General features: G+C 35.9%; 9 protein-coding genes and 1 riboswitch. Of the genes, 6 read left to right on the top strand and 3 right to left on the bottom strand.

Going from position 1 to position 11,618, the window contains the following annotated elements; translation table 11 throughout:
- Nucleotides 1-14: 14 nt before the first annotated feature.
- The 3 genes from D7D81_RS15345 to nifJ all read left to right on the top strand — a co-directional run bounded on the left by D7D81_RS15345 (nt 15) and on the right by nifJ (nt 6,493).
- The gene (locus D7D81_RS15345) at nt 15-1,472 is read left to right on the top strand and encodes a ShlB/FhaC/HecB family hemolysin secretion/activation protein (RefSeq protein WP_125990925.1); all 1,458 of its coding nucleotides are present in this window, start codon (nt 15-17) and stop codon (nt 1,470-1,472) included.
- 95 nt (nt 1,473-1,567) lie between these two features.
- A complete protein-coding gene (locus D7D81_RS15340; RefSeq protein WP_125990924.1) occupies nt 1,568-2,806 on the top strand; it encodes an MFS transporter in 1,239 nt (412 codons plus the stop codon).
- A 150-nt stretch (nt 2,807-2,956) separates the two neighbouring features.
- A complete protein-coding gene (gene nifJ, locus D7D81_RS15335) occupies nt 2,957-6,493 on the top strand; it encodes a pyruvate:ferredoxin (flavodoxin) oxidoreductase (protein WP_125990923.1) in 3,537 nt (1,178 codons plus the stop codon).
- A gap of 63 nt (nt 6,494-6,556) precedes the next feature.
- Here the strand turns inward: nifJ and D7D81_RS15330 are convergent, their stop codons facing one another.
- Nucleotides 6,557-6,688 carry a CDIF630_02480 family spore surface protein gene (locus D7D81_RS15330; RefSeq protein WP_286169790.1) on the bottom strand — a complete coding sequence of 44 codons (132 nt, stop codon included), beginning with the start codon at nt 6,686-6,688 and terminating at the stop codon, nt 6,557-6,559.
- Between the two features lie 220 nt (nt 6,689-6,908).
- Here D7D81_RS15330 and D7D81_RS15325 point away from each other — a divergent pair, with 220 nt between their 5' ends.
- Entirely contained in the window at nt 6,909-7,445 is a 537-nt protein-coding gene (locus tag D7D81_RS15325; protein ID WP_125990921.1) for a hypothetical protein, read from the top strand.
- Nucleotides 7,446-7,453: 8 nt separating this feature from the next.
- On the opposite strand, the gene cdd is transcribed toward D7D81_RS15325, so the two are convergent.
- Nucleotides 7,454-7,873 (bottom strand): cytidine deaminase, encoded by a 420-nt coding sequence (gene cdd, locus D7D81_RS15320; protein WP_125990920.1) that lies wholly within the window; start codon nt 7,871-7,873, stop codon nt 7,454-7,456.
- 27 nt (nt 7,874-7,900) lie between these two features.
- Nucleotides 7,901-8,863: a sodium:calcium antiporter gene (locus tag D7D81_RS15315; RefSeq protein WP_353622132.1), complete on the bottom strand. Its 963-nt coding sequence runs from the start codon at nt 8,861-8,863 to the stop codon at nt 7,901-7,903.
- Nucleotides 8,864-9,090: 227 nt separating this feature from the next.
- A riboswitch (SAM riboswitch) is annotated at nt 9,091-9,197 on the top strand.
- A 132-nt stretch (nt 9,198-9,329) separates the two neighbouring features.
- On the opposite strand from D7D81_RS15315, the gene D7D81_RS15310 reads away from it, so the two are divergent.
- Entirely contained in the window at nt 9,330-10,616 is a 1,287-nt protein-coding gene (locus D7D81_RS15310) for an O-acetylhomoserine aminocarboxypropyltransferase/cysteine synthase family protein (RefSeq protein WP_205739238.1), read from the top strand.
- A gap of 16 nt (nt 10,617-10,632) precedes the next feature.
- Entirely contained in the window at nt 10,633-11,550 is a 918-nt protein-coding gene (gene metA / locus D7D81_RS15305; protein ID WP_125990917.1) for a homoserine O-acetyltransferase MetA, read from the top strand.
- The last annotated feature ends 68 nt before the right edge of the window (nt 11,551-11,618 follow it).

Genomic DNA, 11,618 nt, shown 5'->3' with positions numbered 1-11,618 from the left:
GGAGTTGACAAAATATGGCCAAAAAAATAGTAGTTTTTCTTATATGTATAATACTTGTAAACATTGCAATTGGCCAGGCTGAGGATATTTATATTGATAAAATAGTGACAGATGATTCTAAAATATTATCATCAGCTGTGATAGAGGATATAATTGCTGCTTTTGAAGGAAAAAAAATTGATATGAAGGTTTTGCAGGGTCTTGTGAAGAAAATAAATGACCTTTATATAGAAAAGGGTTATATTACTGCCCGGGCTATTCTTCCACCACAGGAAATCAAGAATGGTATTGTGAGGATTAAATTAGTGGAAGGCCGGGTGGGAGAAATATTAATAGAAAATAATGAAAATACCAGGGATAGCTTTTTTTTAAAAAGAATTAGTTTGAAATCAGATGATCTTATTAAATTGGATAGTCTTGAAAGGAATATAAACTACTTTAATAGGACAAATGACGTGCAGATTTCGGCTAAATTAAAATCTGGGAAAAAATTTGCAGAAACAGATATAGTTTTTAATGTAAAGGAACCAGATAATATACAGACAATTATTTTTTGTGATAATGGTGGCCGTAATGAAACGGGGGAATGGCGTACTGGTATGGCCTTTACTGATAAAAGTCTATTTAGATATCGTGACAGATTTAATATCAATTTAATAGCTACAGAAGGAAGTACTGCTGGAGCTGTATCCTATAATTTTCCACTAAATATATCTGGTACAAGGCTAAGTATGGGATACAATAAAAATCAGACAGATATTATCTCAGGGGAATTTAAGGATATTGATATAGATGGAGATTTTACTGATTTAAATATTAGTATTAATCATCCCCTGAGAATTGATTTAAAAAAGAAAGTATATGGCTATTTAGAACTACATAATACAGAATCAGGCACCATGTTTTCAGGGGTAGAATTATTAAGGACAAGATTACAGAGTTTTGTTCTCGGGGTTTCCACTCAATTTATTGATAAAAAGGGGGTATGGGTTATTAATCATGATTTGACACATACCCGATCCGATACTGACAAAAGATTTTTAAAATATAATGGGACTTTTCTTAGACAGCAAAGATTTAAATGGGAAAGTATATTACAATTCAAAGGATTAGTTCAGTATTCAAAAGATGATTTGCTTCCATCACCTGACCAATTCCAGTTAGGAGGTATGTCAACAGTACGGGGTTACCCTGGAGGAAAACTGTCAGGGGATAAGGGATATTTATTAAGTCTTCAATTGATGAAACCATTAACTAAAAAAATAGAAGGGATTATTTTCATTGATCATGGTGGTGTTTTTCCTTATAAAGGTAATGATGAAGGAATTAGTGATAAAGATTTTATAAGCTCTATAGGTATAGGAGCAAATATTAATTTTCTTAAAAACTCTTCAGGAAAATTTATATATGGAAAGCCAATTAAATCAGGGGAAGAAGCCAATTTTCATATTTTTATACAGCAGAATTTTTGAAGATTGTAAATATGAATAATCAGGGTAAGACTAAGTTTTAAATATTGTATAATCAGAAAAATAGTGATATAGGTATTTAGTAGGAGGCTGATTAAATGTTAAAGGTGTTTCGTAAGAAATCATCTAATTTTTTCTACCTTGTTTTAGAGGAGATATTTTATTATACTGCTAATCCTTTCTTTGAATCTGGTTCAGTTCTTCCTGTTTTTATAGATATGTTGACTAATAATATGAATCTTGCTGCCCTGGCAGCAACTTTAAGGAATCTACTTTTTATTATCCCCCAGATTATGATGGGTTATTATGCCTTTAAGATTAAGAAATATCCCAGGTTTATGACATATGCCAGTCTTTTCTTTAGGTTATTTATATTTGTTTTTTTGTTTATATATTTTATTTATGATGTATCATTACAAACGGTTATTGGCTTTTTATTATTGTGTTCTTTTTTAGGACTGGCTGATGGAATAATAAATGTCCCCTGGTTAGACCTGATTGGGGGTAGTATCAGAGAGAGTGACAGGGGCAAATTATTTTCGTATATATTGTTTCTAGGTGGTCTGGGAGGAGCCCTGGCAGGGATAATAATAAAATTGATTTTACATAATGCTATTTTGCTTACCCAAACAAAATTTTTAATTATCTTTGGTCTTGGTGGTTTGTTTTTTATTCTTTCATCACTTACCTTTGCTAAAATGGAAGATTATCAAAGGGGAAAGAAAGCGCCAGAAGAGAGTTTTATAGTATTTTTAAAGAAAATGCCTCAATATTTTATGGCAAATAAGAATTATATCTATGTCATGATTACCTTAATTCTTAATTATAGTAGTTTTCTTGCTCTGCCTTTATACATAGTATTTGCCAGGAGGTTAATGGTTTTAGATGATTATTCAATAGGAATATTAATAAGCTATCAGGTTTTAGGGACAGTAATTGGTGGTGGAATGTGGGGTTTGATCAGTCATTACTTTACAAATAGATTGTCTATTCAAACTGTAGTTATTACCAATATTTTAATACCTATATTATCATTATTTACTTTTGTTCCAGGACTTAATATGCTACATTTTACCTTGTGGAAAATTATTTGTTTTGCCTCTGGTGCTGCCATAGTAGGCTGGCCTGGTTTTATGAATTATATTATTTCAGTTGTACCTGATAATAAAAGGGCAGTTTATATTGGAATGACAAATACAATATCATTACCAATGACTTTTCTTACATTACTAGGGAGTTTATTGGCAAATTATTATAATATAAGATTTATTCTTATATTAGTAGTATTTTTTTGTTTTCTTGCCTTGCTATTTTCATTTGCTTTAGAAAAAAGATAAATATTAAAAGAATAGTGTTGTATGATAAGACCAGGTAGTATTTTAGCTGTTATTTTGGTCTTTTTTTTATTTAATAGAGTAAAATAGGTATTTAAATAACATTATGTTTAATACTATTAATAACAGTTTATATACGAATGGAGGAAAAACATGTCAAATAATATGAAAACAATGGATGGCAATGAAGCTGCAGCATATGTTTCATACGCCTTTACAGATGTGGCGGCTATTTATCCTATTACACCATCATCACCTATGGCAGAAAAGGTAGACTTGTGGTCAGCCCAGGGTAAAAAAAACCTATTTGGACAGCAGGTCAGGGTAACTGAGATGCAGTCAGAAGCTGGAGCGGCAGGTGCGGTACACGGCTCTCTACAGGGAGGTGCTCTGACAACTACCTATACAGCCTCACAGGGTTTACTGCTTATGATACCAAATATGTATAAAATTTCAGGTGAGTTTTTACCAGGGGTATTTCATGTAAGTGCCAGGGTTGTTGCCACCCATGCCTTGTCAATTTTTGGTGAACATTCAGATGTAATGGCAACCAGACAGACTGGTTTTGCTATCCTTTCATCCAGTAGTGTCCAGGAGGTAATGGACCTGGGTGGAATAGCACATTTAGCTGCTATCAAGTCCAGAATACCTTTCTTGCATTTTTTTGATGGGTTCCGTACTTCACATGAAATCAATAAAGTAGATGTTATCGAATACGAAGACTTTGCTAAGATAATTGATTATGAGGCAGTACAGTCTTTCAGGGATAATTCCTTAAACCCGGACAGGCCTGTTTTAAGGGGAACTGCTCAAAATCCTGACCTTTACTTTCAACAGAGGGAATCAGGTAATAGGTTTTATGAGGTTCTACCTGATATTGTAGAGGAATATATGCAGGAGATTAATAAAATAACTGATAGGGACTATCACCCTTTTAACTACTATGGTGCTGAAGATGCTGAATATGTTGTCATAGCAATGGCTTCAGGCTGTAATGTCATAGAAGAGGTAGTTGATTATTTAATGAAGCAGGGTGAAAAAGTAGGGATGATTAAGGTTCACCTCTATAGACCTTTTTCCTCAAAATACTTTTTTAAAGTATTACCTGAAACGGTTAGGAAGATAGCTGTTTTAGATCGAACTAAAGAACCTGGTGCCCCTGGTGAACCATTATATGAAGATCTAAAAGCTTTATTTTACGGTAGTGCTGAACAACCGGTTATTATTGGTGGGCGTTATGGTTTAGGGCAAAAAGATGTCAGGCCTTCACAGATAATTTCAGTATTTGATAATCTGAAGTCAAATGACTCTAAGGATCACTTTACAATTGGGATAGTTGATGACCTTACAGATAGTTCTCTGCCTGAAACTGATGTGGTTGATACTTCACCTAAAAACACTGTTAGTTGTAGGTTGTGGGGACTTGGCTCTGACGGGACAGTAGGTGCCAATAAGATGGCTATTAAGATTATCGGTGATAGGACTGATTTATATGCCCAGGGATATTTTGCTTATGACAGTAAAAAATCTGGTGGTACTACAATTTCACACTTGAGGTTTGGTGATAGTCCAATCAAATCTTCCTATCTTGTCTATAATGCAGATTATATAGCCTGTCATAACAAATCATTTATCTATCATTACGATATATTACAGGGGTTAAAAGACAATGGCACCTTTGTACTAAACTGTCCCTGGAGTCAGGATGAACTTGATGAAAAACTCCCAGCAGTTATCAAAAGGTATCTTGTAGATAATAATATTGATTTCTATATTATTGATGCAGTAAGTGTTGCCCAGGGAGTTGGTCTCAGTAACCGAATTAATATGGTTATGCAGACTGTTTTCTTTAAGTTGACTGATGTTATTTCAATAGATAAGGCTATACAATACCTTAAGGAATTTATAGATAAGACCTATGGAAAGAAAGGTCAAAAGATTGTTGATATGAACTATAAGGCTGTAGATATGGCCCTGGAACATCTTGTTAAAGTTGAATTACCAGCAGAATGGAAGGAAATTAAAGGCCAGAAAGAAGAATATCCGTTTAAAGATGAACCGCAGTTTATGAAAGAAATCAAAAGGCCTGCTGCCAGGAGAGAAGGGGATGAATTACCTGTCAGTGTCTTTAAAGGCATGGAAGATGGTACATTTCCACTGGGCACAAGTGCTTATGAAAAACGTGGTATAGCAGTAATGGTTCCCCAGTGGCAGACAGAAAATTGTATTCAGTGTAATCAGTGTTCCTATGTCTGTCCACATGCAGTAATTCGTCCTTTTTTACTGGATGAAGAGGAAAAAGAAAATGCCCCTGATACATTGGAAACTAAAGAGGCCGTGGGTAAAGGGGTTAAGGGTTATCACTATCGTATTCAGGTAAGTACCCTTGATTGTACTGGTTGTGCCAATTGTGCTGATATTTGTCCGGCACCTGACAAGGCCCTGGTGATGGTAAATGCTGAAGAGGAAATACCCAGACAGGTAGAAAACTGGGAGTATCTTGCCAATAATGTTAGCTATAAGGATAAGCTGATGAAAAAAACAACTGTCAAGGGTAGTCAATTTGCTAAACCATTACTTGAGTTTCATGGTGCCTGTCCAGGTTGTGGTGAACCTGCCTATACAATACTTGCTACCCAACTATTTGGGGACAGGATGTTAATTGCTAACGCAACAGGTTGTTCTTCTATCTGGAGTGCCAGTGAGACATCAATACCATATACCACTACCAGGGAAGGTAAAGGACCTGCCTGGGCAAACTCATTATTTGAGGACAATGCTGAATTTGGATTTGGTATGTATCTAGCAGTAAGCCAGCTTAGGGAAAGGCTTAAGAACCTGATGACTGAAGGAATCAGTTCAGACCTGAATGAAGAATGTAAAAAGGTTTTTCAGGAATGGATAGATAAAATGAATGATGGAGAGGGTTCTAAAGAGGCAAGCAGTAGACTCCTTTCAGTGATAAGTGCTGATCAATATTCAAATCATAAACTTATTCAGGAAATACTAAACCATAGAGACTATTTGGTTAAGAAATCACAGTGGATTATTGGTGGGGATGGTTGGGCCTATGATATAGGCTATGGTGGCCTCGACCATGTCTTAGCATCAGGAGAAGATGTAAATGTATTGGTTTATGATACAGAGGTTTATTCTAATACAGGTGGCCAATCATCTAAAGCAACACCAACAGCTGCTGCAGCCAAATTTGCTGCTTCAGGCAAACGGACAAAGAAGAAAGACCTAGGAATGATGGCCATCAGTTATGGATATGTCTATGTTGCCCAGATAGCTATGGGGGCCAATATGAATCAAACTATCAGGGCTATTACAGAGGCTGAAAGCTATGATGGACCCTCCTTAATTATAGCTTATTCTCCCTGTGTCAGCCACGGTATTAAGACAGGTATGGGTAAGTCTGTAGCTCAGGAAAAGAGGGCAGTAGAGACAGGATACTGGCATCTCTATAGGTATAACCCATTATTAAAAGAGGAAGGTAAAAATCCCTTTATTCTTGATTCCAAAGAACCAGCTGGTTCTCTTCATGATTTTATGATGTCAGAGATACGCTTTACCCAGATACAAAATACCTTCCCGGAAATTGCTGAGGAATTATTTGCTAAGGCCGAAAGAGATGCTACAGAGAGATATAATAATTACAAAAGATTAGCAGAAATGCAGTATAATTAAGGATATTATAATAGCAGCGGCTTAAATGACCGCTGCTATTATAATGAATAAGGCACTTAATAATTATTTTTCGTTTTCATCAACATATTCTTTAGCCTGTTCAACCCCCAGATAAGCTGGGTTAAATACCCGGCCACTCCCCTGAAGGCCCTCAATATTTATCCAGGCTGCAGTCTGATGATTTTCAATGGGCATTTCGTTCATTTTTTCTTTAAAGTGATTATTATTTACCTCTATAGGCTATCCCCCCTTATAGTGCCTTGATATTATTATTTCACTAAATATCAAAATATAACTTTTAAAATATCCCAAATTATATTATTTGTCTAAGATTTATTATCATAGTCATTTTTTTAAATTTTAGACATATTTTATTAAAGGGATAGGATAAAATTTTATAGAGGGGGTTATAGAAGTGGATAATTCTTTGAAGTATACTTTACTGGTAGAGATTAGTAGAGAGATGTCCCAGAGAGATTTAAGATTAAGTAAGATGTTTTTGCAAAAAATGGTTTTCTTATTACAGGCTTTATATTCGTTTCCAACTGCTTATGAGTTTAAATTATATACCTATGGGCCTTATTCGATAGAGCTGATCAATGATCTTGATTATTTATTTGCTACTGATTTTCTGGTAATTGATTATATTCAGGAAGGGGAATATATAGGTTCAAGTATAACACCGGGTATTAAGTATAGTAAAGTGATTAGCTGTGATGAAGAATCTATAGCTAAATATAGAGAGAAAATTTCGTTAGTTATAGATCTTTTTGGCAATTATACAGAAAAAGAATTAGAACTAAGGGCAGCTCTGGTCTTTCTCTTAAATGAGTCTCAAGACCTGTCTATAACCCGGTTAGTAGAAAAAGTTCAGGAGAAAAAACCTTATTTTACTAAAGAGGAGATTAAGAATGCTTATAATGATTTAATTGATATGGATATTTTGAACTAGTCCTATTATTAATTTAAGGCCTCTGGTCCAAAGCTATGAGGTAAAATTTCATCAAGACTGTATTCTCTAAAGTCATTTTCTGAAGCAGCAACAATGATTTTGAGATTATTGCTGAATTCTCTCATTACCTGGCGGCACACACCACAGGGAGCAGAATTAGAAATATCTATTTTTTTACCTGTTTTACCACCTATGATAGCAATTGCTGTAAAGTCTGTTTCCCCTTCAGAGACAGCTTTGAAGATTGCAGTTCTTTCAGCACAAATAGTTGGGGTGAAGGATGCTGATTCAATATTACATCCTTGAAAAATTCTGCCGCTTTTAGTGAGTAGGGCAGCCCCAACCTTAAAATTAGAATATGGTGCATAGGCATTTTTACGGGCTTCAATAGCCCTTTTGATAAGTAATTTTTTATTATTTTTATCCATAGATAATCCTCCCGAATTTATAATAGATTAGATGTTTATTCCCAGGTGAAAGAGTAGATAAACACCAAGAAAATAGACAATGCTAATGAAGAGTGTATCCCAACCAATAGAAAATACGGTCCTTTTTGATCGATAGAAGAGTCCTATTAAGGCAATAGCACTCATGATTAAACCAATAAGGGCGGTTATTATATGTAGGACACTTACAGCTGATAGAACAGGTGCTTTTGTATAAAACAGGTCTGCAAAAAAGACAATAATCATATTAAAGATATTACTACCAAAGACATTACCTATGGCCATATTATAGGCATTTATCCTGATGGCAGCGATTGTTGCTACCAATTCAGGGAGTGAAGTGGCTGCAGCGATTAGAATACTACCGATAAATGTTTTATCAATACCAGTCACGGTAGAGATCTTATCTCCAGTTAGTGTTAATTGAATACCGGCAAAGATAATAACTACAGCACTAAGGGAGAATCCTATTAAGGCCTTTTTTAATTTTATATGGCCATACAGCTCTTTTTCCATCTCGTCTTTATCAAGGGGATTTTTTTTATCATAACGAAAAATTAATTTTACCCCAAAAAGGTAAGTGAAGACAATAATTATGCTTTCCAGACCAATACTGGAGATTGTAAAATTAAAGGATGTAAAGTGATAGACCATAATACTAAAGGCTACAATACCAGATAAGAGTATACCCAGTAGTCCAGATAGTATATGACTGTATTTCACCTTTAACATAAGTGGTCCCTGACCGTGAAGCAAATCGGCAATAGCCAGTATCATAAGGTTAAAGGTATTACTACCAAAGACATTTCCAATGGCTATATCAGGGACAGCAACTAAAGAAGAGGTTATTGATGTAACCAGTTCTGGTAATGAAGTTGCCAGTGCAAGGAGTATCCCTCCGATAAGGGCCTGTCCTAGTCCTGTTTTCTCGGCAATAATATCACCAAATTTAGATAGATATGTACCAGATATAATGATTAGTCCCGCTATAATAATAAATTTAAGCCACAGGTAAAACAGAAGATCATCCCTTTCTAGACAATTTAATCTCTATAAAAATAATTTTATTATAAAAGAGGAAAATTAGCAAGACGGTTTTAAAAAAAGAGAGTGTGACAAACGAACCGTCCCCTTGTCACTCATATTTTTCTTGACAGATGGTATTTTATGTGTTAAGATAAATAACAATTAAATAAAAGAACCTATCAAGAGTGGTAGAGGGACTGGCCCGATGAAACCCGGCAACCAGCAATAGTTTTAATTGTGTGGTGCTAATTCCAGCAGGTAAAAACCTGATAGATAGGAAAAAGGTGACTTTTTCTCTATTAGGAGAAAAAGTTTTTTTATTACTACAGGGGTTATTTTTGAGCAAATCAGGCTGATATATTCACTTGTTCAAGAACAGGAAGGTTATAAATTTTAGGAGGTATTAATAATCGTGAATAATAATGAATTAGGTTTTGATACACTATCAATCCATGGTGGACAGGAAGCGGATCCTACAACTGGTGCTAGGGCAGTACCGATTTATCAGACTACTTCCTTTGTATTTGAAGACACTGATCAGGCGGCACGTTTATTTGGACTGGAGGAAGAGGGTAATATCTATTCACGTATCGGGAATCCTACTACTGATGTCCTGGAAAAGAGGATAGCTGCCCTTGAAGGGGGAATAGGTGCCCTGGCTGTTTCTTCGGGACAGGCGGCTGCGACATTAGCAGTACTCAATATCGCCAGACAGGGGGATGAGATTGTAAGTGGTAGTTCTATCTATGGTGGTACCTATAATCTTTTTAAACATACCCTGCCTAAACTGGGTATTAAGGTCAGCTTTGCCGATGCCAGTAACCCAGACAGTTTTAAGGAGAAGATTAATGAAAAGACCAGGGCTCTTTATGTTGAAACCATAGGTAACCCTGAACTTGTAGTACCAGATATAGAAGAGATTGCCAGGGTAGCCCATCAAGCAGGGATTCCTTTAATTATGGATAATACCTTTGCAACACCATATTTGTGTAGGCCATTTGATTATGGGGCTGATATTGTCTTACATTCTACGACCAAATTTATTGGTGGACATGGTACATCAATAGGTGGTGTCATAGTTGACAGTGGTAATTTTGACTGGGGTAATGGTAAGTTTCCTGAACTGGTTGAACCAGATCCCAGCTATCATGGCCTTAGATATCAGGAGCAATTTGCTGAGGCTGCTTATATTGGTAAAGCACGGGTACAGCTTTTAAGGGACCTGGGCAGTTGTATAAGCCCTTTCAATTCTTTCCTGCTCTTACAGGGGTTAGAGACACTTAGTTTGAGGATGGAGAGGCATTGTCAAAATGCAGCAGGGGTAGTTGAGTTTTTACAGAACAATTCGAAGGTGGGCTGGGTAAAATATCCTTCAACAGTAGAACATGATACACATGCTAATACAGCTAGATATCTTAAAAAGGGTTCTGGTGGTATACTTACCTTTGGTATTAAGGGTGGTATCGAGAACGGTAAAAGGTTTATTGAAAGTCTGCAACTGGTATCACACCTGGCCAATGTTGGTGATACCAGGACACTGGCTATTCATCCGGCCAGTACAACACACCAGCAGTTAAGTGAAGAAGAACAGCAGGCATCAGGAGTAAGACCTGATATGATTCGATTATCAGTTGGTCTAGAAGACCTAGAGGATATTGTAAATGACATTGACCAGGCACTTAATAAAGCATTTAAATAATTCGGGGGGTGGTAAAATGCCTATTAAGGTTCCAGATGATTTACCAGCAGTTGATATATTACAGAAGGAAAACATATTTGTTATGACTGAAAAGAGGGCCATTCATCAGGATATCAGGTCCCTAAAAATTGCTATTTTAAATCTAATGCCGACCAAGGTAGAGACGGAGAGTCAAATACTGCGACTTTTAGGTAATACCCCTTTACAGGTTGATATTGTCCTACTCCATCCTGAAACATATCAACCGTCAAATACATCCCCTGAACATCTGGCGAATTTTTATCATACTTTTTCTGATATAAAGGGAGATAAGTTTGACGGCATGATTATTACCGGGGCACCAGTAGAAAAGATGGATTTTGATGAGGTGGATTACTGGGATGAACTTAAGGAGATTATGAAGTGGAGTAGGCATAATGTTTTCTCTACACTCCATATCTGCTGGGGAGCCCAGGCTGGTTTATACTATCACTATAGAATTAATAAACAACCCTTAGATAAAAAACTTTCAGGTATTTTTAAACATACTATTAATAGCAAGAACAGCAGATTATTAAGGGGATTTGATGACCTGTTTTTAGCCCCTCATTCAAGGTATACTGGTGTTGATAGAGAAGGTATTTTAGTTAATGATGACCTGGAGGTACTGGCAGAATCCAGGGAGGCAGGTGTTTATATTGTGGCCGGGAAAAGTGGTCGGCAGATTTTTGTAACTGGTCATCCTGAGTATGATATTAATACACTGCAAAAGGAGTACTTAAGGGATAAACACAGGGGGTTAAATATAGAGATACCTGCAAATTATTTCCCTGCTGATAATCCTGAAGAAGCTCCTTTAATGACCTGGAGGAGTCATGCCAGCCTATTATATACTAACTGGTTGAATTATTATGTTTACCAGGAAACACCATATGACCTTCAGTCAATTAATTAATAGAAATAGATTTTTAAGTAAAAGGCATGGTCTTAATAGATTATGCCTTTTTTTATCTAATCATTTCA

It is taken from the genome of Halocella sp. SP3-1 (assembly GCF_003953885.1).
Classification (GTDB): Bacteria; Bacillota; Halanaerobiia; order Halanaerobiales; family DTU029; genus Iocasia; species Iocasia fonsfrigidae.
This window is presented reverse-complemented; position numbering and strand designations above follow the sequence as displayed.

Bases quoted from the DNA above. Each gene is read 5' to 3' on its own strand.
- D7D81_RS15345 (WP_125990925.1), top strand. From the start codon at position 15: ATGGCCAAAAAAATAGTAGTTTTTCTTATATGTATAATACTTGTAAAC.
- D7D81_RS15340 (WP_125990924.1), top strand. From the start codon at position 1,568: ATGTTAAAGGTGTTTCGTAAGAAATCATCTAATTTTTTCTACCTTGTT.
- nifJ (WP_125990923.1), top strand. From the start codon at position 2,957: ATGTCAAATAATATGAAAACAATGGATGGCAATGAAGCTGCAGCATAT.
- D7D81_RS15330 (WP_286169790.1), bottom strand. From the start codon at position 6,688: ATGCCCATTGAAAATCATCAGACTGCAGCCTGGATAAATATTGAGGGC.
- cdd (WP_125990920.1), bottom strand. From the start codon at position 7,873: ATGGATAAAAATAATAAAAAATTACTTATCAAAAGGGCTATTGAAGCC.
- metA (WP_125990917.1), top strand. From the start codon at position 10,633: ATGCCTATTAAGGTTCCAGATGATTTACCAGCAGTTGATATATTACAG.